The organism is Thermincola sp. GK-1 (genome assembly GCF_059412445.1).
The window spans coordinates 43,686-68,843 of sequence record NZ_JBSQAT010000001.1 but is presented as its reverse complement, the minus strand read 5'-3'; the positions used below and the strand labels follow the sequence as shown (position 1 = coordinate 68,843).

The window sequence follows — 25,158 nt, the reverse complement described above, 5'->3', positions numbered from 1 at the left end:
TAAAAAAAACATTTGGCCTTTTTTCTGTTGGAAAACATTTATGTAGTCTCCTACCGGGCAAAACTCTTGTTTATTGCTAAAAACTGTAGTAAAATATTATAGTATCTTGAAAAAGGTGTTTATTATTTATAAATTTTATTAGTATACAGGAGGGAATAACCGTGGAAGAAAAGGGTACATGGCGGGTAAAGAAAGGTCTGGCGGAGATGTTAAAAGGCGGAGTAATCATGGATGTTACTACTCCGGAGCAGGCGAAGATCGCTGAGGAAGCTGGAGCTTGCGCCGTAATGGCGCTGGAAAGGGTTCCGGCTGATATAAGGGCTGCCGGTGGTGTGGCCAGAATGGCAGACCCCAGTGTAATCTTAAGAATTATGGACGCAGTAACTATTCCGGTTATGGCCAAATGCCGGATCGGCCATTTTGTTGAGGCGCAAATTTTAGAAGCTCTTGGTGTGGATTACATAGATGAAAGTGAAGTATTGACTCCGGCAGATGATAAATTCCACGTCAATAAACATGAGTTCAAGGTTCCTTTTGTTTGCGGCGCCAAAAACCTTGGCGAAGCCCTGCGGAGGATTGGAGAAGGCGCTGCAATGATCCGAACCAAAGGTGAACCTGGGACCGGTGATGTTGTTGAGGCAGTTCGGCATATGCGTACTGTTATGGGCGAAATCAGAAGGCTGCAGAACCTGCCTGAAGAAGAACTTATGACAGCTGCTAAAGAAATGGGCGCTCCCTATGACTTAGTTGTAGAAGTGGCAAAAACGGGTCGGTTGCCGGTAGTCAATTTTGCTGCCGGCGGTATTGCTACTCCTGCTGATGCCGCATTGATGATGCAATTGGGCTGTGACGGTATATTTGTCGGTTCCGGTATTTTTAAATCCGGTGACCCCGCTGCCCGTGCAAAAGCTATTGTAGCTGCAACAACACATTACAATGACCCGAAAATTTTAGCGGAAATATCACGTGACCTGGGAGAACCCATGGTAGGTATCAATATCTCTACACTGCCGGAAATTGAAAGAATGCAAGAACGCGGATGGTAATTTAGGAGGAAGCGCAATTGAAAGTAGGTGTCTTGGCCCTGCAGGGGGCTTTTAGGGAACATGAGCAGGCTTTAAAGGCTTGTGGTTGTGATACTGTTCAGGTAAAAAAAGCGGATCAGTTGGAAGATATAAAAGGCCTGATTATTCCGGGCGGAGAAAGTACTACTATTGGAAAGCTTCTTGTTGATTTCGATATAATGGAACCATTAAGGAAAAAGATTGAGCAGGGTATGCCTGTGTTCGGCACTTGTGCAGGCATGATTGTCCTGGCTAAAGAAATTGTGGGCAGTAATCAGCCGCGCCTGGGAGTTATGGATATTGTGGCCAAGCGGAATGCTTTTGGCCGCCAGGTGGACAGTTTTGAAATGCCCTTGAAAATAGCAGGTTTTGATTCGCTGTTCACGGGGGTATTTATCCGGGCTCCCTACCTGGAATCTGTCGGGTCCGATGTGGAAGTTTTGGCGGAAGTAGAAGGAAAGATTGTTTTTGCCCGGCAAAATAACCTTTTAGCTGCTGCTTTTCACCCCGAATTAACTGATGATTTGCGTATTCATAAATATTTTTTGAATATGGTGGAATAGAGGGTATACCAGAAACGTATAATATTTTTGTAAAATTTTTCACAAACCAATTGACAAAAGGAAGACTAACTTCTATAATTAGAACATAATTAGAACATGTAAACTTCAAATGAACTGAATGAATGTTACAGGAAAAGGATTGTTGCAATCCGCCGAAGGGGCAAGGGCTTAAAACTCCCATTTAAGTCCCAATCTCTCAGGTATACTGAAAAGTATGATTACTGTAACAGGACAGACCTCTGGAGAGACTTGTGGTAAACAAGCGCCGAAGGAGCAACCCTTATTAGCAACCCTTATTGTATAGGGCAATCTCTCAGGCAAAAGGACAGAGAAAAGGGAAGTGTCTTTAATCATTTAAGACATTTGTTTCTCTTTGCTTGTTCAGAGGTCAAACAGATTGTTTGACCTCTGTTGTATATTTAAATAATTGCAAAACTAAGGCAATGAAAAGGCAAGTAGGTGAATTGGCTTCTACAGAGAGTCGGTGGTTGGTGCGAACCGATGAAGTAATTTACTGAAATCCACCTTGGAGCAGAAAGGCCGAACCCATTAAATAAATGGCTTAGGCTTTTCCGGGAAAGCCCGTTACAGCTAATTAAGAGGGCCGTCTATAGGCGGTCAAACAGGGTGGCAACGCGGGAAAACAACCTCTCGTCCCTGAGGCATTTTCGTAATGCAACAGGGCGAGAGGTTTTTTATTTGTACCGAATGTATTTGCCGCAGGAGGTGATATGTCAGTCTAAGCAGTTCAAGGTTTTAGAAATTAGTTCACTGTTAAAGGCTTTTTTGAAAAAGAATATTATTTTAAGAAAAAAGTTTTTAAAAAAATAAAAAATAGGGAGGATTAAAAAATGACAGAAAGAGTATTTAATTTTAACCCGGGACCGGCAACCTTGCCTTTAGCTATTTTGGAAAAGGCCCAAAAGGAGATGCTGAACTATAACGGAACAGGTATGTCCGTTATGGAAATCAGTCACCGGTCAAAGGATTTTGAAGCTATTATCCTTGGCGCCGAGGCTTTACTTAAAGAACTGATGGCAATTCCTGATAATTACAGGGTTCTGTTTATAGGTATGGGAGCAACAGGACAGTTTGATATGATCCCCATGAATTACATAGTAGATGGAAAAATCGGTAACTATGTTATAACCGGCAGTTTTGCCAACAAAGCTTATAAGGAGGCAGTAAAAGTAGGTCCTACGCATATTGCTGCTTCAACCAAGGACCTTAACTTTACCCGGGTAGCTAACCTGGATGAAATTCAGATGAGCGAAAATCCAGCCTACCTGCATATCACTTCCAACAACACAATTTTTGGTACCCAGTGGAAAGAGTTCCCTGATACAGGCGATGTTCCTTTAATAGCTGACATGTCCAGCGACATTTTATCCAGAAAAATAGATGTTTCTAAATTCGCTTTAATTTACGCCGGCGCTCAGAAGAATTTGGGACCGGCCGGTGCAGCGGTAGTTATCATTCGTGATGACATGATTGAGAAATCTAACCAAAACCTGCCTACTATGTTAAAATACGATACTTATGCCAAAAACAACTCCCTTTATAATACCCCGGCATCCTTCACCATCTATATGATTAAGCTGATGTTAGAGTGGGTGAAAGAACAGGGCGGCCTGGACGTCATTGAAAAGAGAAACGAAGAGAAAGCGAAAATTGTGTACGATGCTGTTGACGCCAGCAACGGCTTCTATAAAGGACACGCGGAAGTGGGCAGCAGGTCCCTGATGAACGTAACCTTCAGGCTGCCTAACGAAGACCTGGAAAAAGAATTTGTAGCTGAAGCGGCTAAAGTAGGTTTGGCAGGACTGAAAGGACACAGGGAAGTTGGCGGTATCAGGGCTTCCATTTACAATGCCATGCCCGTTGAAGGCTGCCGGAAACTGGCCGAATTCATGAAAGAATTCCAGGCTAAAAAGGCTTAATAAATTAAGACCTGAAAAAACATTTTACTGATAAGGAGAGGAGAATATGTCAATGAAGGTTTTGGTGCTTGATAACGTATCGGAAAAGGCCGTAAAAATATTAACAGAAGGCGGTATAGAAGCCGTAGTCAATAACGACAAGATGACTGAAGAAGAGCTTTGCAATATTATAGGCGAGTATGATGGGGTTATCGTTCGCAGCGCCACAAAAATTACTGCTCCCGTTATTGCTGCCGGCAAAAACTTAAAAATTATCGGACGTGCCGGCGTGGGTGTTGATAACATAGATATTCCTGCCGCCACCAATGCAGGTATCCTGGTAGTCAACGCTCCCGATGGCAATACAATTGCCGCTACAGAGCAAACAATGGCCTTAATGCTTGCTTTGGCCCGCAACCTGCCGCAAGCACATAAGGACCTGAAAGAAGGTCTGTGGAACCGTAAACTTTACACCGGTGTTGAATTGCGGAACAAGGTACTGGGCTTGATAGGTCTCGGTAGGATTGGTACTGCTGTGGCCAAAAGGGCTCAGGCTTTTGAAATGAAGACCATTGGTTATGACCCCATGGTTTCTCCGGAAACAGCAGCTGCTAACGGCATTGAATTTAAGCCGTTAGAAGATGTGATAAGAGAAGCTGATTTCTTAAGTTTACATATTCCAAAGACAAAAGAATCTTTGAACCTGATTAATAAAGATACCATTGCTATGATGAAGGACGGCGCCCGGATTATCAACGTGGCCCGTGGTGGTATTGTAAATGAACAAGACCTTTATGAAGCAGTTAAGAGTGGTAAACTTGCCGGAGCTGCACTGGACGTATTTGCAGAAGAACCTACTACTGAAAGCCCGCTCTTTGAGCTGAACAACGTTGTAGTAGCGCCGCACCTTGGGGCTTCTACCAAAGAAGCTCAGATTAACGTCGCCCTAGACGTGGCTGAAGAATTTGTAAATGTTTTGGTTAAGGGTGAAATGGCCAAAAATGCTGTAAACCTTGCTCCTATAAAGCCAGATGTGCTTGCGGCCATTAAGCCTTACCTGAATTTAGCTGAGAAGCTGGGTAAATTTCAGGCACAATTGGCTGCCGGAAATGTTAATAATGTAAAAATTACTTATTCAGGCGAGCTGGCCAAAGTAGAAGTTACCCCGTTAACAACTGCTTTCCTCAAGGGTTTCCTGACCCCGCAGGTTGAAGATTCTGTTAACTTTGTAAATGCTCCTGTCATCGCCAAGGAAAGAGGCATTGTTGTAGAAGAGACCAAATCTGCCGAAGAAGGCGATTATACTGCTTTGATTACTGTGAAGGTTAACGACAGGGTAGTAGCCGGTACCCTCTTCGGAGAAGATGATCCAAGAATCATACAAATTGATCAATTCCGCATTGATGTGGTTCCTGAAGGCAATATTGTATTTGTTCCTCATATTGATAAGCCGAAAATCATCGGTCCCGTTGCCAATATCATTGGGGAAAACAATATCAATATTGCCGGTATGCAGGTAGGCCGGAAGGAAATTGGCGGCAAGGCTGTTATGATGTTGGCAGTAGATACCCCTCTTCCGGATGTTCTGCTCGCTGAAATTGCCAAAGTTGACGGGGTAGAAGAAGTTAGAATGATTACCCTTTAAATGAGGTAGCAGTTATTCACCACTGAAGCATATTTATAAAATTAATAAAAAATCCTTCCTGAGGCTAAACTATTGAGGTAAAAACTTCAAAAACAGCGAACAATGATGTATAATTATCAGGAGGGGAATGGAAAAGAACTTTTTCCGGAGTGGTGATATGTCTTATTCACCTCTCATCCCTGATGGAAATGTCTATCAGTGATGAGAGGTTTTATTTACTCCAAACCTGAGAGGAGGATAATATGTTAGATATCAAGTTTATACGCAGCAATCCTGAGGCTGTAAAAGAAGCGCTATCCAAGCGTGGCGCTGTTTTGGGTCTGGATAATTTTTTAAAGCTGGATGAACAGCGCAGGGAACTGTTGGTAGAAGTTGAACAACTGAAAAACAAACGCAACGTTGTTTCTGAAGAAATAGGGAAATTAAAAAAACAGGGGCAGCATCCGGAAGAAATGATCCTGGAAATGCGCCAGGTTTCCCAAAAGATTAAAGAACTTGATGAAAAGGTTAAAGAGGTTGAAGAGAATCTTGCCGGCGCTCTGCTGACGATACCAAATATACCTCATGAATCTGTTCCGGTAGGAGCCAGTGATGCCGATAACCAGGAAATAAGGAGATGGGGCGAGCCCCGTCAGTTTGCCTTTGAACCCAAGGCCCACTGGGATATCGGGGAAAATCTTGACATCCTTGACTTTGAACGTGCGGCTAAGATTACGGGAGCCCGTTTCACTTTTTATAAAGGCCTCGGCGCCAGGCTGGAAAGGGCCATCATCAACTTTATGCTTGATTTACATACCAGAGAACACGGTTACACGGAGATATTTCCACCCTTTTTGGTCAACCGGGACAGTATGATTGGGACAGGCCAACTGCCCAAATTTGAAGAAGATATGTTCAGGATAGACAGTGTTGATTATTTTCTTATCCCCACCGCTGAAGTACCGGTGACCAACATTTACCGGGGAGAAATCCTGGACGGCGCACAACTTCCTTTATATCATGTTGCTTATAGCGCCTGTTTCCGGGCTGAAGCAGGGGCCCATGGCCGTGATACCAGGGGGTTAATCAGACAGCATCAATTTAATAAGGTAGAATTGGTGAAGTTTACAAAACCGGAGGATTCCTTTGAAGAATTGGAAAAACTTACGGCTAATGCAGAAAAAGTACTACAGTTACTTGGTCTGCCATATCGGGTAGTTACCCTGTGTACCGGCGATCTGGGCTTTAGTTCGGCGAAAACCTACGATCTAGAGGTATGGCTGCCTAGCTATCAGGCTTACAAAGAGATTTCTTCCTGTAGTAACTTCCTGGATTTCCAGGCTCGCCGGGCCAATATTCGCTTTAGGCGGGAAGCTGGTTCCAAGCCCGAATTTGTGCATACCTTAAATGGTTCGGGTTTGGCGGTAGGCCGGACTGTGGCAGCGATTTTGGAAAACTATCAGCAGGAAGACGGCTCGGTAGTAGTTCCCGAAGTTTTAAGGCCCTATATGGGAGTGGACAAGATCAACTTATAATTGCTAGATACTGGCAAAGTATATTCTTTGGTTGACAATATTTTTTCTTCGTGTTATACTCTAGTATGTATCGGACGGAGGGGTGTCCGAGCGGTTTAAGGAGGCGGTCTTGAAAACCGTTGAGCCCTTACGGGTTCCGTGGGTTCGAATCCCACCTCCTCCGCCATTTATTAGTTAACAGTTAACAGTTAGCAGTTAACAGTTAGCAGTTAACAGTTAACAGTTAACAGTTTAGCAGATGGCGGTTTGTTAGTTAACAGTTAAACAGTTAACAGATGGCGGTTAGCAGTAGAGCAAATCTACTGTCACTGTAAACTACAAACGGAGAGATGGCCGAGTAGGTCGAAGGCGGTCGCCTGCTAAGCGATTATACGGGCCAAAACCCGTATCGAGGGTTCGAATCCCTCTCTCTCCGCCATTATACGCGCCCGTAGCTCAGCTGGATAGAGTAACAGACTACGAATCTGGTGGTCGCAGGTTCGAATCCTGCCGGGCGCGCCATTTAATTTAAGCAAACAATAAGTCGTGCCTCAGGTACGCCTTTTTCAATGACAATCCTTTTGGCGATAATAGTCGCAAATCAGAGGCAACTCAAAAGCGAGTATAGCAAGGAAGATGGCCTGACGGCGACGGAGGCGTACTGGTGGTACGTCGGAGGAGCCGGCAAGACATCTGACGAAGCCAGACGAAGCTTTTCAGATGCCGTAACCCTGTCCTCGTAGTACAATGGATAGTACGGCCGCCTCCTAAGCGGTAAATCCAGGTTCGACTCCTGGCGAGGGCACCATTTTTCAATTGACAGTTGACAATTGACAATGAATATATAGTTTACAATGAACAATTAGCAATTGGCAGATGATTTGTTTGAATGAAAAGCATATACAGTATATGCAATTAGCCCTGGAGGAAGCCAGGGCTGCATTTAAATTAGGGGAAGTTCCTATAGGCGCTGTTATTGTGATTGGCGATGATGTAGTGGCCAGAGCGCACAATATGAAGGAACAGTGGAAAGATGCTACCGCTCATGCAGAATTGGTGGCTATTAAAGAAGCTGTGCAAAAACTGGGCCACTGGCGGTATTTAAAGGACGCTGCTCTTTATGTCACCATAGAACCGTGTCCCATGTGTGCGGGAGCAATGGTACAGTCCCGCATAGAAAAGGTGGTATACGGCGCCGCTGACCCAAAGGCGGGAGCTATGGGTTCACTGATGAACCTGGCTCAAGACCCTAGATTAAACCACCGGGTCGAGGTAGTAGCCGGGGTGCTTGAGGAAGAGTGTAGTAAATTGATGAAAGCGTTTTTCCGGAGATTGAGAAAATAAAATTGGAAGGTTTGCGGAGCAAACCAACCATGAGACCCCCGAGCCGCCAGGCGAGCGGGGTAATGTAGGCACGGAGAGATGGCTGAGCTGGTCGAAAGCGCTCGACTCGAAATCGAGTAGGCGGGATAACACCTGCCTCGTGGGTTCGAATCCCACTCTCTCCGCCATAAAGCAATATGAGTCAAGGGATGCCAGCCTTTTGAGGCAGGAATCCCTTGTTTGATTTTGACGGCTTTCGACCGGCTCAGCCCGGCGGTAGGTAGGCTGTTCAAAAGCGAGCATGACAAGGAAGCCCGACTGCCCACACCGGAGGCGTACCTGTAAGGTACGTTGAGGATGAGGGCTGGCGGGGTGACGAAGGCAGGCGAAGCTTTTCAACAGCCGTAGATGGCTGAGCTGGTCGGAAGTGCTAACTCGAAATCGAGTAGGCGGGATAACACCTGCCTCGTGGGTTCGAATCCCACTCTCTCCGCCATATTGTATATAACAAAAGGGATTTGGCAATTGGTGCCGAATCCCTTTTTCATTGCAGGACAATTTTTTGCGCAACAATTGTTAACCTGTAGCTAAAAATATGTTGACAATACTGTGGAGAATTTATACAATTAAAAAAACAATTGGTCCAATTTAATCTTTTGGGGAGGAAGAAGCTTATGAAAAAATTTGTTCAAGAAATGACAGCCAAGGTTTTAGGTGGGGAAGGGGTATGCTTTGACGAAGCCCTAAAAATGATAAATATTGATGAGGAGGATTTGAAAAGTCTCGAAGCGCTATTCGAGGGAGCCAATAAAATTCGAGAAAAATTTGTTGGGAAGAAAGTGGATTTATGTGCCATTGTTAATGGAAAATCAGGGAAATGTTCAGAAAACTGTAAATACTGTGCCCAGTCGGCTCATTACAATACTAATGTAAAAGAATACCCCCTTTTAGAACATGAGGAAATTCTGCCAAAAGCGTTAGAGGCTGAAGCAAAAGGAGTAACAAGGTTTTCCATCGTTACCAGCGGTAGAGGAATTAGTAATGAAGAACTGAGAAAGCTGACAGAAATTTACCGGAAACTTAAAAAGGAGACCAAATTAGAGCTCTGCGCATCCCATGGCATTATCTCCTACGAGCAGGCCCAGAGCCTCAAGGAATCAGGTGTAAGTACCTACCATCATAATTTGGAAACAAGCAGGAGATATTACCCTAATATATGTACGACGCATACATACGAGGACCGAATAAATACGATAAAAAACGCGCAGAAAGCCGGGCTGCATATATGCTGCGGAGGGATTATCGGAATGGGAGAAACTCCGGAAGACAGAGTTATGATGTTTTTTGATATAAAAGAACTTGGGGCCAGGTCCGTACCCATAAACATATTAAATCCAATCAAGGGTACCCCCTTGGAAAACAGAAAAGTTTTATCTCCCATCGAGATATTAAAGACAATAGCGGTGTCCAGGTATATCCTGCCGAAGGCTTATATCCGATATGCGGGGGGAAGAACAGCCCTCGGTGAAAAACAAATTCAAGGGTTTAAAGCCGGAGTAAATGCTGCCCTTGTAGGCGATTACCTGACAACAGTGGGGAACAAGATAGAGGAAGATAAGCAAATGATCCGGCAGGTAGGATTAGAAGTATAACGTTAAGAAAGAGGGGTTTGACAATTATTTTGCCAAACCCCTTACTTTTCTATTTACAAATTTCAAAAATATGATACAATATAGCTAACCGTATTATGTGTACTAACACAGTTAACAGTGTTAGGAAGGGAGTGAAAAAAGAATGCTACAACTGGATTTCAGGAGCAGGGTTCCGGTTTATGAGCAGTTGACTGAAAAAATTAAAGAGCTCATCATCCATAAGGTCCTGAAGAACGACGAACAGTTGCCTTCGGTCAGGGAACTTGCCCTGGAGCTGACTGTAAACCCCAATACCATTCAGAAAGCCTATCGTGAACTGGAACGCCAGGGCTATATTTATTCCATTCCGGGGAAAGGGAGTTTTGTGAAACCGAGAGAGAAACTTGAAAATAGCCCGCAAAAGGAAGAATTGATGAAACAGTTGCAAAAAATTGTGGCCGAATTGGTATACTTGGGGGTCCCTATCGAGGAAATTTTGGAGATTATTGAAAAAACGAAAAAAGGAGGGAGCGGCGTATGATCGAAGTACGACAGTTGGTTAAGAAGTTTGATAAATTTGAAGTATTGAAAGGACTGGACCTAAATGTACGCAGAGGGTCGATTTATGGACTCGTGGGATCCAACGGCGCAGGAAAGACCACTTTGTTAAAGCTGATGGCCGGTGTTTACCGACCGGACAGTGGTAGTATCATGGTAGATGGGCAACCGGTTTTTGAAAATAATCACGTAAAGGAAAACATTATCTTTATCCCTGATGAACTGTTTTATTTTAACCATTATTCTATCCGGGAGACGGCGAATTTTTTCCGCCAGGTTTATCCTACATGGGATGAAAACAGGTTTGATGAGCTTTTTAAGGTATTCGGCATAGATGTGAAACGCCGGGTAACCAAGCTTTCCAAGGGGATGAAACGGCAGGTTGCTTTTTGGCTTGCTCTTTCTGTAAAACCCCAGGTTCTGATCCTGGATGAGCCTCTGGATGGGCTTGACCCTATGGTGCGCAGCAAAGTAAAGAAGCTGCTCATGGCAGATGTGGCAGAGCGTGAGATGAGCATTATCATTTCCTCCCACAACCTTCGGGAATTAGAAGACATATGCGATTACATGGGAATTCTGCATGACGGCAAGATCATTATTGAGAGCGAATTGGATGCCTTAAAGAAAGGAATCAGTAAGGTTCAGACAGCTTTCCCGGAAGGGTTACCAGAGGAACTGTCAAGGGCCGGAAACGTTCTGTATCATGAAAAGAGAGGCAGCGTACATCTTTTAATTATGCGGGGAGACGAACAGGATATCAAAGCTCAGGTGCAAAAGTTTCGGCCTCTGCTGCTGGATGTGCTTCCGTTAACATTTGAAGAAATATTTGTATATGAGATGGGAGGGATAGGCTATGACATCCGGAACATCCTCTAGGAAATGGGTCGTATTTAAAGGTGCTCTAAAGAGGTTTAAATGGCTGAGCATCCTGTATGGGGTGGCGCTGTTTCTGGAAGTCCCACTGCTTTTGTGGATGGAGCTCAGCAAACAAAAATCTCTGCAGGGAAATCTTTGGACCGAGGTGGCCAATAAAAGCTTTGTACCGCAAATACTCTTTCACCCAATTGAACATTTTGTTAACATCATTGTTCCGGTAATCTTTGGATTGATACTTTTTCACTATTTGCAAACGGACAGAGCAAGTACATTCTTTCACAGCCTGCCAATTAAACGGGCATCCCACTATTGCCAGAACCTATTTGCCGGGTTAACTTTAATCTGGCTGCCCATATTGATTAACGGGCTGCTTATATATGTGATTTTTGCTGCCTTCGGAGTGACTGAAGGGCAGTGGTATGACCCAAACGTATACGGCCCAGCCATGGAACAGATGAACAGTAACGGTCCTAACATCATTCCCGTATGGCAGGTGATGGCCTACTGGTTGTTCTTGAATCTGTTGATGACAGGGTTGTTCTATGTATTTACAGTGTTTATCGGCATGCTTACCGGCAATGTCTTGCTTCAGGGGGCCCTAACATTTATCGGTTTGTTTCTGCCTTTGGGACTATATCTGCTGATAAAATTTAACTTATGGAAGCTGTTATATGGATTTCCCAGAGGAATCAATGGAAGGAACATAGAATGGTTGTCGCCTCTGGTCAGCTATCTGAACAATCAGAACTATCGGTTACTATTTACAGATATGACATGGTACGTTTGGTATTTAGTGATAGCTGTCCTATTATGTATTATCAGTATTTACCTTTATAAAAGAAGGCCTGCGGAGGCCGCGGGAGAGACCCTGGCTGCAGATTGGATACGCTGGATATTCAAATATGGAGTGGCGGTATGTGCTGCCTTGACAGGCGGTCTTTACTTCAGTTCGCTCAATGAACGGAGTATAGGCGTTTTATACCTGGGATATTTTATTGGGGCGGTACTTGGCTACATCATTGCTGATATGATTGCTTATAAATCTTTCCACTTCTATAAACGGTGGAAAGGGATGGCTGTTTTTGGCGCCATATTCATTTTACTTATCTCCTCTGTCAAATTGGACCTTGTTGGCTATGAAAGATATGTTCCGGACCAGAGTGGGGTAAAAGAGGTATTTCTCAGCACTCTAAACATGGAAGGCCTCATGGCTACTGAGGGACTTACCGGGCAGGACAATATTGGGAAGGTTCGTCAGCTCCACCGGCAGATTATAAAGATGGAGAAGGAGAACAAAGTCCGTGAACAGGCATTTTATGGGCAGCAAATGAATAGCGCTGTGGGGCCTGTAGACCCGATGCGCATGAGGTCGGTAGACATAACCTATGTTTTAGACAGTGGCGAGAAGGTTCAGAGAACATATTATATCGATATGTATCTGTACCGTGAATTCCTATACCCCATATTCAACTCTCAGGAAGCAAAACAGGTTATGTATGGGCGACTCTTCAAAATGGATGCGGGGAAAATTGACCAGCTAAACGTAAACAACCATCATTTGGGCAAAAACATCCGTATTTATAAACGGACAGAAATAGAAGAAGCCCTTACGGCTCTGAGGAAAGATGTCTTAAAGGTCTCCTATGAAGCTGCCATGGAAGGTAAGGTGGCAACCCGGGCAATTATTGAATTTATACCAACAAAAGATACAGAGCCGAATGGACCGGTTTATAATTTAAACTATTATGCTGAATTTAAAAATTTCGAGGCCTTTTTGGCGAAATACGGTTATCTGAAAGAGCTGTTCCTGGACCCGGCCGATGTATCGACAATAATTGTTAAAAAGACCCGTTCTGGTGAGACTATGGAAGTGAAGGATAAAAAGAAGATAAAGGTTCTCCTGGACTGGTGCAGTTTAGAGGACGAAAACGCTTTTATGGCGAGGCAGAAGCAGCCGGTAAACGGGAAAATGCCTGAAAATTATGGCCAAGTTGAATACTATGGCAAAATAGTAAAGAAAGACGGTAGTGTCATATATGTTGGGTTTGACAGTTCCCCCTTTGCCCGGCAACTGATTTATAAAATGCTGAACAGGAGTTAGTGGTTATACGGATTCCTGATATAACAGGCAGGAATCCTTTTTTTGTTTTAACAGGCAGGGAGTGGCGGTTAATTATCGAAATACTATACTGTGGAAAAACACGGCAGGGCATGCTGCGCATTTCAAAAAAATGAAAAGGAGCACGATATTATGAAAAAGTTGACCAAGGTCCTCTTATTTATATTTTTGATTATGTGTTTTATACCCGGTCAGAACGCAGCAGCATACGAGGCAACCCGGGATGAACAGTTAGATTATCTGCGAAGTGTTTTTGATTTTATCAAAGAAAATTATGGCGGAGAAATAAAGGCTGATATGTTCTCGGAAGGCGTTTTGGAAGGTATATTCGGCAATTTGGATCCATATACCGAATACCTTTCCTTAAAGGACGCAGAAAATTTTTTTAATTCTATAGAGGGAAATTATAAAGGCATTGGGATTGCTTTTGTTAAAACCGATGCGGCTGTTATAATTACCGATGTTTTCTCCCGTTCTCCGGCCGACGAAGCGGGTATAATTGCGGGAGATGAAATAGTCGCTGTGGACGGCCAAAATATTGCGGGTCTTTCTTCCGATGAAATTTCAGCAATGATCAAAGGTCCGGAAGGGACAAAAGTTAAATTAACCCTGAAAAGAAATGGGCAAAAGGCGCTGATTAACTTAGAATTAACACGTTCGGAAATTGAAATTAACCCTGTTATATATGATATAAGGGGTAACATCGGATACATAGCTATAACCACTTTTAATGCAAATACAAATAAGTATTTTTTGCAAGCTTTAAGCGAATTGGATAAGCGAAATATTAAAAAAATAATTTTAGATTTAAGAGATAATCCGGGCGGTGAAGTGTCTCAGGCGGTGGCTGTGGCGGAAAACTTTGTGCCTACCGGGTTAATTACCAAATTAGATTATAAATCGGAAAAACAACAGGATACGGAATATTATTCCAATTTAAAAGAGAAAAAATATGAAGTGGCTGTATTGGTAAACGGCTTTACGGCCAGCGCTTCTGAAATTCTAGCCGGCGCCATTCAGGATACCAAAGCGGGGGTTTTAGTGGGCACGAAAACCTTCGGCAAATCAAAAGTACAGCAGATGGTGCCCCTTTTGACACCGGAAGCTTATCAAAAATACAAAAAATTATATAATGCAGATACGGTAAGTGCTATAGATTTAATGCAACAGTATAAAATTATCCCGGCAGATGATGAAATTATCGGCTGGGCAAAAATAACTATCGGTGAATACTTTACTCCCAGGGGTAAAAGAATTAACCAGGTAGGACTGGTACCCGACGTAAGTGTACCCGATTATAAAGCTACAAACGGCATTGATGTACGGAACATCCAAAAACTTTCCAAGAAAACAAAAATGACTTTGCATACCAAAAGCGACGAAGTATATAACGCTGAAAAAATCTTAATTCTGTTAGGGTATAACCTTGATAAACCGGATACAAATTTAGATGCCAAAACTTTTGCCGCTATCAAGAAGTTCCAAAAAGACAAGGGGCTTTATCCTTATGGGGTCCTAGATTTTATTACCCAGCAGAAATTGAATGAAGCTTTAATTCAAATAATATTGCGGTACGATAAACAATATGCGAAAGCTGTGGAATTATTGGGGAAATAAATTGGTGTAGGCAAAAACGAAGAGGTTCTGTTTAAACAAGATAGAACCCCTTCGTTTTTTTTATGGCCTTTTTAAGTTAAAAATGACTGACCCAAAAGTCCCGGACGACTTACTTATTAGGCTAAAAGTGCTTGAAGGAGCTGGATATTCACAACAAAATTTTGTCCAATAAGATTGGAAAAGAAGTTTAATTTACGTTTAAATGGTTGGTATAGAATTTGCATAAATGAAATAGTGTCTTGGGGGGTGGATCGGATAGATCACACGGACTCTAAATTCGTGCAGCCGGGTGAAACTCCCGGACTCCCCGCCAAAAAGATTATAGGAGGTAGCGGTATTGGCCCTTGAATGGACACAGGTTCAGAAACAGCGTTTAAAAGAGTTAAACGCATCAAAAGAGCAACTAAATTTGGTTTTTGAGAGCCATGCTGACCGGGATAGGGCTTTTCAACAACAGGAGCGCTTACTGGTAAATCAAGCCAAGAAAAAGTTATCGAAATTCAGAGAGGTTCAGAGGCGACCTTCTCTGTGCGAATTGGAGAGCAAATTAGTTGAAGCCTTAACCGAAAAGGGTTTTGTTCAGGTCATCACGCCTACAATTATCTCTAAAGCTTCTCTTGCCAAGATGTCCATTACTGATGACCATCCGTTATTTTCTCAGGTGTTCTGGCTGGACAAAAAGAGATGCCTGCGTCCTATGCTGGCGCCTAACCTGTATACTTTGTGGAAAGACTTGGTGCGTTTATGGTCTAAACCTATCCGCATATTCGAAATTGGTACATGCTACCGCAAAGAATCACAGGGAGCCTATCATTTAAACGAATTTACCATGTTAAACGTTACAGAACTGGGCTTGCCTGAAAACAAGCGCCACCAGTGGCTGGAAGATATAGCTTCTTTGGTTATGGACACTGCCGGAATAACTGATTACCGGCTGGTCACCAAAAGCTCCAATGTTTACGGTGATACTCTGGACGTAATAAAAGGCTTTGAGCTGGGCTCAGGGGCCATGGGCCCTCATGTGCTGGACGAAAATTGGGGGATTATTGATCCCTGGGCAGGTTTTGGCTTCGGTCTGGAAAGGCTTCTGATGGCCAGGGAAGGTACCCAAAATGTGCAAAGCATTGGAAGAAGCCTCTCTTACCTTAATGGCGTACGTTTAAATATATAAATGAATTTTACTTAAAAAGTATTTTAATCTTTTTTAGGGGAGGGGTGAAAAAGCCACGAAGGTTGAGTAACTGTTGTTTTTGTAAAAGTCCGAAAAGTATAAAAAAATATAAACAGATAAGGAGAGATAGCATACATGAGTGAACAGGTTACTTTTGATAATTCCATCAGTCTGGACCACATTGGCCGCATTTACCAAATGATCGGCAACATCCCGTTTTTTGCAGAAAAAAAGGCCAGAATCAACAGTATTGAAGTTTTGCCGGGCGGGTTAACTAACAGCAACTATAAGGTGACCGTCAATAATGTGGCTTATGCCGTAAGGATAGCCGGCCCTGGTACCGAAGAATACCTCAATCGCCCTGCCGAAAAACATGCAGCTACCTTAATGGCCGAACTCAATATTAACGCTCCGGTAATCTGGTATGACGAAAAAACCGGCTGCCAGGTATGTCTTTATATCCACGGAAAAACCTTGCATATACCTGATATGCAGGAAGAGAAATATATCAAAAAAGCTGCCCAGGTATTTAAAAAATACCATCAGTCAGGGAAACAGTTTATTTCCAGGTTTGATTTGTTGAAAGAAACATATTCCTATAAAAACTTGCTTATCCAGAAAAACTTTGCCTTCTATGACGGCGCAGAACTGTTCGAACAAAAAATTGAAGAAGTGAGAGAAGCTCTGGAAAAGAATCCTCCGAAACTGGCGCCTTGTCATAATGACCCCCTCTGTGAAAACTGGTTGGATGATGAAAAGAACTTTTATCTTATTGACTGGGAATATTGTGGTATGAATGACCCCATGTTTGACCTGGCGGCCTTGTGCCTGGAAGCTGAATTAAACGAGGAACAAGAAAAGTTGCTGCTGACTGAATACTTCGGCGGAGAGTTAACTGAGAAACAATTCGGGTCCTTAATTATTAACAAGTTTTTATGTGATGCCTTATGGTCTTACTGGGCAGTTCTGCAGATTGCCACCGGAAAGCCCCACGAAGAATATTGGCCATATGGTTTGAACAGGTTTAACAGGGCTTACGCGTTAATCAACAATGGTAGCCTCGATAGGGCTTTAGCAGCTTATAACAAGTAGATCAAGGTCCGATTTAATATCGGACCTTTCATTTTTGAGTTAAGTTTGACTTAAAAAAGTAACTTGTGACTTAATCTGATTTGGGTTTATGGAATTTGTACCGGACTCTCTCAAAATAAATATTTGTTTCAAGCATAATTTGACCTTCTATCGTTAATTTGGCCGGGGAACCCTACTCTGGCATAAAAATTGCAATATTTTTATATTGGTCTGTCTTCGCAGTTGTTTTTCCCGAAGGGTTTGTGTAGTTGTTTAAAAGTAAAAGAAGGTGTTTACATGGTAAGGGGAGCTACAGACCAAAGGTTGGATGATATATTGAACAAGGCTCTTAAAGAAACACCTTTAACAAAAGAGGACTTGATATATCTGCTCTCATTAACCGATCCGGCAGGGATAAATCTAGTTTTTCAGACGGCCAGGACTTTACGGGAGCGATATTTTGGCAACAAAGTGTTTCTTTACGGCTTTGTATATTTTTCAACTTATTGTCGCAATAATTGTGCTTTTTGTATGTATCGCAGGTCCAACCGTAATTTTAAACGTTATCGTAAGACTGAAGCGGAGATATTAGATACAGCTAACAGATTGGTAGAATCGGGAGTTCATTTACTTGATTTGACTATGGGGGAAGACCCGGCGTATTTTTCTAACAATTGCGAAGGATTCGAAAAATTGATTAGGACTGTGGAGAACATCAAAAAGGCTACGCAAATACCCCTTATGATTTCTCCCGGCGTGGTTTCCGAAGAAATCCTCAGGGAATTTAAGAAAATCGGTGTTGACTGGTATGCTTGTTATCAGGAGACCCATAACTTAGATCTATTCAATAATCTCAGATTGGAACAGAGTTACGATACGCGTATGGAAAAAAAGATTTTTGCTCATAAGGTGGGTCTTTTGATCGAAGAAGGTATTATGACCGGCGTGGGGGATACGGCTGAAGACATAGCTCATTCTCTCGAAGTAATGAATGAAATAGGCGCTGAACAGGTAAGGGTGATGAGTTTTGTTTCACAGGAGTGGACACCCATGTATCCCTGGCCGGTTGTTCCCAGACTTCGGGAATTATTGATTATTGCTGTAATGCGTTTATGTTTCCCCAACCGATTGATTCCGGCATCTCTGGATGTGGACGGGCTTAGCGGCCTCCAACAGAGGCTGAATGCCGGCGCTAACATAGTTACTTCAATAATACCTCCGGGTGCGGGATTGGCCGGTGTGTCACAAAGTTCGCTGGATATCGAGGAAGGTAAGCGGACCGTCAGTAGTATCATTCCTGTATTGGAAGAGTGTAACTTGACCACGGCATCAAGGGATGATTATAGCGCTTGGGTTACTGATAAGCAGAACGGCATTTTCGCCTGGTAAAGGGGATAAAAAAATGCGGGTAGCAATTGTAGGAGGTAAATTACAGGGAGTCGAAGCCGCGTACCTGGCCCAAAAGGCCGGATGGGAAGTTATTTTGATTGATAAGGACAAAACAGTTCCTGCTGCGCGGCTGTGTGATTCGTTTCGATGTCTTGATGTCACGAGACAGGACGAACTGGTCAAGGTTTTAAATAAATGTGAACTGATAATTCCCGCCTTCGAAAACAAAGAAGCTCTGGCCAGTCTTCTTTTGTCCAGTCAATTAACAGGTATTCCTATGCTTTACGATGACGGCGCTTACAGTATTTCTTCGTCTAAGATCCGGTCGAATAGACTTTTTGCCGATTTGGGCGTGCCGGCGCCTGTACCATGGCCGAAATGCGGATTTCCCGTAATAGTTAAACCTTCCGATGCCAGCGGCAGTGAGGGAGTACTGAAAATACGCAACCAGTCTGAACTTAATCTGCAGAAAACGTTGTTAAAGGAAAACCACCCATGGGTAATTGAAGAGTATCTGGAAGGACCTTCCTATTCCATTGAGGTAATAGGATTTGCAGGTCAATATAAGGCAATGCAGGTTACAGAACTGCAAATGGATGGCAATTACGATTGTAAAAGAGTTCTGGCGCCTGCCAGACTTGAAAGGGGTCTAAAAAAACAATTTGTAGAAACGGCGCTAAAAATTGCCCGTAAGTTGCAGTTAAACGGCATTATGGATGTGGAAGCCATTTTACACAAAGGTCAACTGAAGGTAATCGAAATTGATGCCCGGTTACCTAGCCAAACGCCCACGGTTGTATATAAATCAACCGGTCTAAACATGCTGCAGATTATCGGGGAGGCTTTTGCCAAGGGACAGCCATGGAAAACTTTTGAGATTGAGGACAACCGGGGAGTGGTTTACGAGCATATTAACGTTTTTCCATACCGTATAGAAATTTCAGGCGAACATATCATGGCCGGCGCCGAAAACCTTCAATTATGTAATGGATTATTTGGCGCTGATGAAGTGATTACTGATTATATTCCCGGTAAAAAACACTGGGTGGCAACTTTAATCGTTACCGGAAAAAACAGACAGGAAGCCTGGAACAAACGGTGCCAGGTAATCCAGCGCATTAGGGAAGAAATGGGTATCAGCAGCTACCTGGATACGTCGCCTTATGAGAAAAGTTTATTTGAATTAAGGAGTATGTAACTGTTATGACAAGGCTAAAAACAAAAGACATTTGTCACATTAAGGCATCATTGGAGAAATATAACAGGGACTTAATTGCCAAAACGGGTGCCACTTTGGGACAAATAGCCGCCTATGCGGCAGAAACCAGAGAAGAAAAGGTTTGCCGTAATTTTAAGGTGGCCGTGATACCCCTTACCTGTGGGCGGGGAATAATAGAAGGTTTCACGCAAACTGTTGCCAGTATAACCGGTTTTTTGGGCTTTAACTCTTTTGTTACTAAAAATACCGATGCCGGGGGAGTGGCTGAAGCGGTGGAAAAAGGCGCCGAAATCTTAATGATGGCCGATGACGACAAGTTCGTGGCAATTAACCGCGTTACAGGGCGAGTATCTGATAACGGAGAAGCCACCGGCAGGGGATATGCCGCTGCCCTTGATTTGATGACCGGCGGCCTGAGAAACAAAAATGTCCTCATTTTGGGCGCCGGACCCGTTGGAAAGGGAGCCGCTTTAGCTCTGGCCAGGCTGGGGGCCAAAATATCGGTATATGATGTTGAACCAGGGTGCAGTAACAGACTTGCAGAAGAAGTACGCGAAAAGACAGGTATCACGGTAAGAACAGAAGAGAAACTTGATAGGGCTTTGCTGGTCAATAAAATTATTTACGATGCTACTCCCACACCAAGTTTCATTCATAAAAAGCACATAACCCCGGACACTTTTATTGCCGCACCCGGTATACCGTTGGGGGTTGACGGTGAAGCGCTTCCGGAGGTAGCCGACCGACTGCTCCACGATCCCCTAGAAATAGGGGTAGCTACTATGATTTATGACGTATGTAAACAGGCTTAAGTATCAGATAAAGAAGATTGGAGATGAACAATTGGAGTATGTGCAAAAAGGAGCAGGGTCACACCAAAAAAGTACAGGCGCTTGATGCAAAAGATAAAAAGAGGTATTACCGTAAGAACGTGGAGTTCTTCAAACTTCTTGAAAAGATAAAGCTTTGGCCTTCACGTTCTGGCACGTTGCACGGGATTAAAACTATTACCATCCGTGGTAATACTGCGGAAATTGTCACCCATTGCAACGAACGCTTCATTGTACGTAATTCCAGAAATAGCCGGGCGGCCAGATGGCTGAGAAACAAGTGGCACCTTGGCATCTGTAGGGCTTGCCGGGTTCCCGAATGGAAGCTGGAAAAGTATTCGGCTACAGGTTTAAATCAATTCTATGGGTCTAATCTTTAGGTTAAAGCACCAGTTTAACCTTTAATAACAAAATAAATCAAAACTTCAAAAAGGAGGGACAGGGGAAGCATATTATTAACCAACAATTTCACTGAATTTAGTTTACCAGATTATCAAAAACATAAGGGGGAAGAAAATTATGGCAAGTTTTGAGAGTGTTGCACAAAGTGTTATTGCCGGTCAGGAAGCTCAGGTGAAGGAGCAGGTGAAAGCTTTAATTGATGCGGGTACCAACCCGTTACAAATTATTAATGAAGGTTTAATTGCGGGTATGAACGTAGTAGGCGCCCGGTTCAAAGCTGGAGATATGTTTGTTCCGGAAGTACTTATGTGTGCAAAGGCCATGGCAGCAGGTGTTGAGATTGTAAAACCTTTAATCGCTGACAACGATGTACAGAGTAAAGGTAAAGTAGTTCTTGGAACGGTAAAAGGCGACCTGCACGATATTGGGAAAAACCTGGTTGCCATGATGATGGAAAGTGGCGGATTGGAAGTTATTAACCTGGGGATAGATGTTTCTCCCGAAAAATTTGCCGATGCCGTGAGAGAGCACGAACCTCAGATTGTAGCCATGTCTGCGCTGCTTACCACTACCATGCCGGCCATGAAGGAAACTATCGAGTACCTTGAACAAGCAGGCTTAAGGGACAAAGTAAAAGTTATCGTTGGGGGCGCTCCTATTACCAAGGATTTTGCTGATTCTATCGGCGCTGACGGCTTTGCTCCTGACGCTGCGTCTGCCACCGATCTTTGCAAAGAACTGATTGGTGCATAAGTTGCGTAGGGACTGCCCAAAAAGGGCAGTCCCTGCTTTATAGTAACTGGCCATAAGAGAAGGGACTGGCGCCTACCAGTCCCTTCTTCGTTTTAGAATTTAGGTTTCTTAAAGGTCTTTTCTTTCTCCTTTGCTTTAATTTCAGCAGTTTCTGCTTCGGCTTCCTTAACAATTTCTTTCAGTTGACGCTGGATATTTTCCGGAAGCGGACTTGGATTTTTAAAGTTTTCAAGAATGTCAATGGCTTTTTCGTAGGACTTCTGGACGATATCCTTACCGCCGTCAGCCATCCAACCATCGCGATTCTTGCGGTCGATCAGTTCGCTTCTGGATAATTCCTTGAAATTCTGGTAAGTATGCTGATGGCTAATGAATTCCCCGCCGGGTCCTACCGAACGGACTACTTCCAATGCCATCTTGGTATCATTTACCGGAATTCCTTTAATGGTATGCATAATCATCCTGACAAATTCATTTTGCATTACCAGAGTTGCGTAGTCCCAGGTCAAGCCTCCTTCGAGCAGGCCCAGACCATATATCATGTTAGCTCCTGCTAACGCTGGTATAATTCCGGTAAGGGCAAACTCGAAAGCTTGCTGGGGATCAGGAACTTTACTGTCAGTCTATCCACCGGCAACCCAGCTTGGAATGTTATAGAATTGAGCAAGTTTGGCGACAGCGGCGCTGAAAAGGGCTAATTCAGGACTGCCAACGCAGGCAACGGTGGTCCTGAGATCCATCATAGTGGTGGAAGTACCGTACACCATGGGATGGCCCTTCTTGACCAACTGGCTCAATACAAACATACTGAGAATTTCGGCATTGTGGGTTACCAAAGTACTTGCCAGGTGCACACAGGTTGTACCGCCGGCCAAACCCATGGAGTTGATTTTGGCGGGTACACCGCACTCAATGGCCTGCAGGAGGGTGTCGGTAGCGCCTTTGGAATGTACCAATGGGCTTACCGGGTCAGTACTCTGGGAAAAAAGGGGTCTTTGCCTGAACTTGTCCTCGCCCCCGGCTACAACGTAACCCATTTTGGCAACAGCCCGCATGTTCTCCGGGCGGTTCATGCCAATATATGCGTGTTTTGTGCTATAGTTGTAGAAGGATTCTGCAATATGCACCTGAGAAACGTCAGGATCTACTTCTGATGGGCCAATGGCTCTTTCGAAAACCACAATTTGGTCCATAGCTTCGCAGAATCTGGTTACATCGTCAACATCTTTTTTGGTGGGTTTCCGAATTTGTTTGGTGTAGGGATCGATCAACTGGACTGCCTCACCAAAGTTAACAAATCCGGTTCTGTTCCCTTCGCATACCCAATCATTTTCCGGATTTCTTCCGCAAGCCCGGAAAGTTTTCGGAATAGTGCGCAGAGCATCTTCTACAAGGTGTGCAGGGATTTTAACAATTTGCGTCTCCGGGTCGATAACACAACCGTTACTGTAGAAAATTTCCCGGGCCTTTTCGCTTTCAACTTTTACGCCAATGTTCCACAGTACATCCAGTGTAGCCAGGTGGATGTCGTAAAGTTCATCATCTGTAAACATTTTTAGCCCGATTCCTTCCATTCGAGTGGAACCGGCATGTAAAGCTCTGTACAAGAAATTCACCTCCGAAATAGTTCGAAATTTTAAAATATACTGCCTATGAAAGAGTCGAGAGGACTGAATTCACCCCCTTCCAAAGATAATTACCCCTGACAGACCGGTATTTAATGAAGTGTCTCATTTATCTCTAGAATGCAATTTTTATGCCATAAAAGTAAGCCCCGGTTATACCGGGGCTTCAGATTGAAGACAAAGTTAACCTTTGCTAACAGCCTGAAGCCCCGGTGATACCGGGGCATACTTTTTTAAGTCACTTTTGATTTGGTTTTAAGTTGTTTTTGGCCTGAGCAATATTTTCTTATCAGTCTGTTGGCTTTGCTTTGGCTTATGTGAAGGGCCTTTGCCACTTCATAGGAACTTCCCAGTTCCTGGTATGCTTTTTGAATTATTTCCTTCTCAAGCTGGCTTATTGCCTCACCCAGGGATGACGAATTTTTGGGTAAGTCTGGAGGCAGAGACTTCTGGACGCTTTGAAAACTTTTCGGCAGGTCAATGTCTTCTATAACTGGCCCGGGACTCACAACCACCAGGCGTTCGATCAAGTTTTGCAGTTCGCGGACGTTGCCCGGCCAGTCGTAATTTAAAAAGGCCTGCATGCATTTTTCTGAAATTCTGTGGTTCTGTTTATATTTTTTGTTATATTTCTCCAAAAAATAATTTACCAGAGGCTCTATTTCATCTTTGCGGAAACGCAGGGGCGGTATTTCGATTTCAAAAACATTGAGTCGATAATACAGGTCTTCCCGGAATTCTCCCTTTTCCACCATTTGCTGCAGGTTCCGGTTGGTGGCAGTTATAATCCGGCAGTTTACTTTTTTGATTTCCCGGCCGCCCACTTTGAAATACTGGTTATCCTGTAACACCTGGAGAAGTTTGGCCTGCATTTTCAGAGAAAGTTCGCCGATTTCATCAAGAAAAAGAGTCCCCTCCGCTGCCAACTCGATCAGACCAATATTGCCTTTTTCGTTGGCCCCTGTAAAGGCTCCCCGGGAATAACCGAACAGTTCCGATTCCATCAATTCCTGCGGGATGGAAGCACAGTTGACGGTGATGAAAGGCCCGTTTTTCCGGGGGCTGTTTTTGTGAATATATTTTGCCAGGAGGCTTTTGCCGGTCCCGGATTCTCCAAGCAACAAGACAATAGAATCAACGGCAGCCACGCGTCTTGCCAAACGAAGGATGCCTTCCATTTGCTTGCTCTGATGCATTATATCAGGAATAGCCATTTCTTTTTTCCGGAGCACTTCTAGCTCTGTTTTATAGCGTTTGAGCAGGCGGAGACTTTTTTCCAGTTCATGACGAATTCCTTCAGACTCTGTAATATCCCGTGAATTTTCTACGATATATTCTATATTACCGTTGCTGTCAAAGATAGGGGTGGCTGTGGTCAGTAGAGTTTTACCCGTGCAGGTTTTTTGTTCGAGGGTAAAGCTTCGCTTTCTTTTTAACACTATTGGGCTTACCCGAGGTGCCCAGTAGTTCATTTTGGATAATTCTTCCGACTTCTTTCCAATAATGTCTGAAGCCTTCACACCGTAATGTCTTTCGCAGGCATTGTTAACATAAATTACTATACCGTCTGCATTGGTAACGTAAATTTCATCATGGGAATTATCCAAAATTTTTTTTAGGGTTTCATAATCTAACTGCGGTATTTTTTCGTCAGCCATAGCATCCTCCCCCATTGAAATATGCTGATTGGCATCACATATTCTGTATAATGCAAATTTTCTTTTAATTTTAAGCATTCGACACAATTCGCCATATTCCTCTGTTTGCAGACAAAAAATGAGTCATTTTTGAATTACAGTTTCTGTAATAATGAGTTAATGCATACTTTGCCAGGAGGATAAAAAATGACTTAAAAAAAGTCAATATGGACTTTAGCGGACCACAAAAAAG

General features: G+C 43.5%; 19 protein-coding genes, 5 tRNA genes, 1 pseudogene, 2 riboswitches and 1 other annotated feature. Of the genes and pseudogenes, 23 read left to right on the top strand and 2 right to left on the bottom strand.

Annotation, left to right across the window (positions count from 1 at the left end):
• Positions 1-161 precede the first annotated feature (161 nt).
• The 23 genes from pdxS to ACSNJE_RS00265 all read left to right on the top strand — a co-directional run bounded on the left by pdxS (position 162) and on the right by ACSNJE_RS00265 (position 21,643).
• Positions 162-1,046, top strand: coding sequence for a pyridoxal 5'-phosphate synthase lyase subunit PdxS (gene pdxS, locus ACSNJE_RS00375; RefSeq protein ID WP_013118935.1), 885 nt, complete (start codon positions 162-164; stop codon positions 1,044-1,046).
• 17 nt (positions 1,047-1,063) lie between these two features.
• The gene (gene pdxT, locus ACSNJE_RS00370; RefSeq protein WP_474773851.1) at positions 1,064-1,627 is read left to right on the top strand and encodes a pyridoxal 5'-phosphate synthase glutaminase subunit PdxT; all 564 of its coding nucleotides are present in this window, start codon (positions 1,064-1,066) and stop codon (positions 1,625-1,627) included.
• Between the two features lie 118 nt (positions 1,628-1,745).
• Positions 1,746-1,845: riboswitch (glycine riboswitch) on the top strand.
• An 11-nt stretch (positions 1,846-1,856) separates the two neighbouring features.
• Positions 1,857-1,966, top strand: a riboswitch (glycine riboswitch).
• Positions 1,967-2,061: 95 nt separating this feature from the next.
• Positions 2,062-2,289, top strand: a binding site (T-box leader).
• Positions 2,290-2,478: 189 nt separating this feature from the next.
• Positions 2,479-3,567: a 3-phosphoserine/phosphohydroxythreonine transaminase gene (serC, locus tag ACSNJE_RS00365; RefSeq protein ID WP_013118937.1), complete on the top strand. Its 1,089-nt coding sequence runs from the start codon at positions 2,479-2,481 to the stop codon at positions 3,565-3,567.
• Between the two features lie 52 nt (positions 3,568-3,619).
• Positions 3,620-5,191: a phosphoglycerate dehydrogenase gene (serA, locus tag ACSNJE_RS00360; protein WP_052218920.1), complete on the top strand. Its 1,572-nt coding sequence runs from the start codon at positions 3,620-3,622 to the stop codon at positions 5,189-5,191.
• A gap of 242 nt (positions 5,192-5,433) precedes the next feature.
• Positions 5,434-6,705, top strand: coding sequence for a serine--tRNA ligase (gene serS / locus ACSNJE_RS00355; RefSeq protein WP_495251696.1), 1,272 nt, complete (start codon positions 5,434-5,436; stop codon positions 6,703-6,705).
• Positions 6,706-6,781: 76 nt separating this feature from the next.
• Positions 6,782-6,871, top strand: a tRNA-Ser gene (locus tag ACSNJE_RS00350).
• A 157-nt stretch (positions 6,872-7,028) separates the two neighbouring features.
• A tRNA-Ser gene (locus ACSNJE_RS00345) sits at positions 7,029-7,123 on the top strand.
• A 6-nt stretch (positions 7,124-7,129) separates the two neighbouring features.
• Positions 7,130-7,206, top strand: a tRNA-Arg gene (locus ACSNJE_RS00340).
• 211 nt (positions 7,207-7,417) lie between these two features.
• Positions 7,418-7,492 (top strand) — tRNA-Arg (locus ACSNJE_RS00335).
• A 68-nt stretch (positions 7,493-7,560) separates the two neighbouring features.
• Complete coding sequence (tadA, locus tag ACSNJE_RS00330; RefSeq protein ID WP_052218918.1) at positions 7,561-8,028, top strand: tRNA adenosine(34) deaminase TadA; 468 nt, start codon at positions 7,561-7,563, stop codon at positions 8,026-8,028.
• 72 nt (positions 8,029-8,100) lie between these two features.
• Positions 8,101-8,195: transfer RNA gene (locus ACSNJE_RS00325), tRNA-Ser, on the top strand.
• A gap of 486 nt (positions 8,196-8,681) precedes the next feature.
• On the top strand, positions 8,682-9,659 hold the full coding sequence (gene bioB, locus ACSNJE_RS00320; RefSeq protein ID WP_495251695.1) for a biotin synthase BioB: 978 nt from the start codon (positions 8,682-8,684) through the stop codon (positions 9,657-9,659).
• Positions 9,660-9,801: 142 nt separating this feature from the next.
• On the top strand, positions 9,802-10,179 hold the full coding sequence (locus ACSNJE_RS00315) for a GntR family transcriptional regulator (protein ID WP_495251694.1): 378 nt from the start codon (positions 9,802-9,804) through the stop codon (positions 10,177-10,179).
• Complete coding sequence (locus ACSNJE_RS00310; protein WP_013118943.1) at positions 10,176-11,072, top strand: ABC transporter ATP-binding protein; 897 nt, start codon at positions 10,176-10,178, stop codon at positions 11,070-11,072. Before ACSNJE_RS00315 ends, ACSNJE_RS00310 begins: the two co-directional genes overlap by 4 nt.
• Positions 11,050-13,173: a DUF6449 domain-containing protein gene (locus ACSNJE_RS00305; RefSeq protein ID WP_052218914.1), complete on the top strand. Its 2,124-nt coding sequence runs from the start codon at positions 11,050-11,052 to the stop codon at positions 13,171-13,173. Before ACSNJE_RS00310 ends, ACSNJE_RS00305 begins: the two co-directional genes overlap by 23 nt.
• Positions 13,174-13,323: 150 nt before the next feature.
• Positions 13,324-14,808, top strand: a complete 1,485-nt coding sequence (locus ACSNJE_RS00300; RefSeq protein WP_495251693.1) for a S41 family peptidase — start codon at positions 13,324-13,326, stop codon at positions 14,806-14,808.
• Between the two features lie 337 nt (positions 14,809-15,145).
• The gene (pylSc, locus tag ACSNJE_RS00295) at positions 15,146-15,979 is read left to right on the top strand and encodes a pyrrolysine--tRNA(Pyl) ligase large subunit (RefSeq protein WP_495251692.1); all 834 of its coding nucleotides are present in this window, start codon (positions 15,146-15,148) and stop codon (positions 15,977-15,979) included.
• Positions 15,980-16,114: 135 nt separating this feature from the next.
• Positions 16,115-17,071 carry a phosphotransferase gene (locus tag ACSNJE_RS00290; protein WP_474773856.1) on the top strand — a complete coding sequence of 319 codons (957 nt, stop codon included), beginning with the start codon at positions 16,115-16,117 and terminating at the stop codon, positions 17,069-17,071.
• A 276-nt stretch (positions 17,072-17,347) separates the two neighbouring features.
• Positions 17,348-18,439, top strand: coding sequence for a methylornithine synthase PylB (gene pylB, locus ACSNJE_RS00285; RefSeq protein WP_495251691.1), 1,092 nt, complete (start codon positions 17,348-17,350; stop codon positions 18,437-18,439).
• Between the two features lie 13 nt (positions 18,440-18,452).
• Complete coding sequence (gene pylC, locus ACSNJE_RS00280) at positions 18,453-19,637, top strand: 3-methylornithine--L-lysine ligase PylC (RefSeq protein WP_495251690.1); 1,185 nt, start codon at positions 18,453-18,455, stop codon at positions 19,635-19,637.
• 5 nt (positions 19,638-19,642) lie between these two features.
• Positions 19,643-20,470 carry a 3-methylornithyl-N6-L-lysine dehydrogenase PylD gene (gene pylD, locus ACSNJE_RS00275; RefSeq protein WP_495251689.1) on the top strand — a complete coding sequence of 276 codons (828 nt, stop codon included), beginning with the start codon at positions 19,643-19,645 and terminating at the stop codon, positions 20,468-20,470.
• A gap of 38 nt (positions 20,471-20,508) precedes the next feature.
• Entirely contained in the window at positions 20,509-20,868 is a 360-nt protein-coding gene (pylSn, locus tag ACSNJE_RS00270; RefSeq protein WP_495251845.1) for a pyrrolysine--tRNA(Pyl) ligase small subunit, read from the top strand.
• Positions 20,869-21,007: 139 nt separating this feature from the next.
• Complete coding sequence (locus ACSNJE_RS00265; RefSeq protein ID WP_013118952.1) at positions 21,008-21,643, top strand: cobalamin B12-binding domain-containing protein; 636 nt, start codon at positions 21,008-21,010, stop codon at positions 21,641-21,643.
• Between the two features lie 92 nt (positions 21,644-21,735).
• Here the strand turns inward: ACSNJE_RS00265 and mttB are convergent.
• Positions 21,736-23,196, bottom strand: a pseudogene (gene mttB, locus ACSNJE_RS00260) ([trimethylamine--corrinoid protein] Co-methyltransferase).
• Positions 23,197-23,501: 305 nt separating this feature from the next.
• A complete protein-coding gene (locus ACSNJE_RS00255) occupies positions 23,502-24,926 on the bottom strand; it encodes a sigma-54 interaction domain-containing protein (RefSeq protein WP_474774056.1) in 1,425 nt (474 codons plus the stop codon).
• Positions 24,927-25,158: the final 232 nt, after the last annotated feature.

Excerpts from the sequence above, each read along its gene's own strand:
- serC (WP_013118937.1), top strand. The coding sequence starts at position 2,479 with ATGACAGAAAGAGTATTTAATTTTAACCCGGGACCGGCAACCTTGCCT.
- serA (WP_052218920.1), top strand. The coding sequence starts at position 3,620 with ATGAAGGTTTTGGTGCTTGATAACGTATCGGAAAAGGCCGTAAAAATA.
- serS (WP_495251696.1), top strand. The coding sequence starts at position 5,434 with ATGTTAGATATCAAGTTTATACGCAGCAATCCTGAGGCTGTAAAAGAA.
- tadA (WP_052218918.1), top strand. The coding sequence starts at position 7,561 with ATGATTTGTTTGAATGAAAAGCATATACAGTATATGCAATTAGCCCTG.
- bioB (WP_495251695.1), top strand. The coding sequence starts at position 8,682 with ATGAAAAAATTTGTTCAAGAAATGACAGCCAAGGTTTTAGGTGGGGAA.
- ACSNJE_RS00315 (WP_495251694.1), top strand. The coding sequence starts at position 9,802 with ATGCTACAACTGGATTTCAGGAGCAGGGTTCCGGTTTATGAGCAGTTG.
- ACSNJE_RS00310 (WP_013118943.1), top strand. The coding sequence starts at position 10,176 with ATGATCGAAGTACGACAGTTGGTTAAGAAGTTTGATAAATTTGAAGTA.
- ACSNJE_RS00305 (WP_052218914.1), top strand. The coding sequence starts at position 11,050 with ATGACATCCGGAACATCCTCTAGGAAATGGGTCGTATTTAAAGGTGCT.
- ACSNJE_RS00300 (WP_495251693.1), top strand. The coding sequence starts at position 13,324 with ATGAAAAAGTTGACCAAGGTCCTCTTATTTATATTTTTGATTATGTGT.
- ACSNJE_RS00290 (WP_474773856.1), top strand. The coding sequence starts at position 16,115 with ATGAGTGAACAGGTTACTTTTGATAATTCCATCAGTCTGGACCACATT.
- pylB (WP_495251691.1), top strand. The coding sequence starts at position 17,348 with ATGGTAAGGGGAGCTACAGACCAAAGGTTGGATGATATATTGAACAAG.
- pylC (WP_495251690.1), top strand. The coding sequence starts at position 18,453 with ATGCGGGTAGCAATTGTAGGAGGTAAATTACAGGGAGTCGAAGCCGCG.
- pylD (WP_495251689.1), top strand. The coding sequence starts at position 19,643 with ATGACAAGGCTAAAAACAAAAGACATTTGTCACATTAAGGCATCATTG.
- pylSn (WP_495251845.1), top strand. The coding sequence starts at position 20,509 with ATGTGCAAAAAGGAGCAGGGTCACACCAAAAAAGTACAGGCGCTTGAT.
- ACSNJE_RS00265 (WP_013118952.1), top strand. The coding sequence starts at position 21,008 with ATGGCAAGTTTTGAGAGTGTTGCACAAAGTGTTATTGCCGGTCAGGAA.
- ACSNJE_RS00255 (WP_474774056.1), bottom strand. The coding sequence starts at position 24,926 with ATGGCTGACGAAAAAATACCGCAGTTAGATTATGAAACCCTAAAAAAA.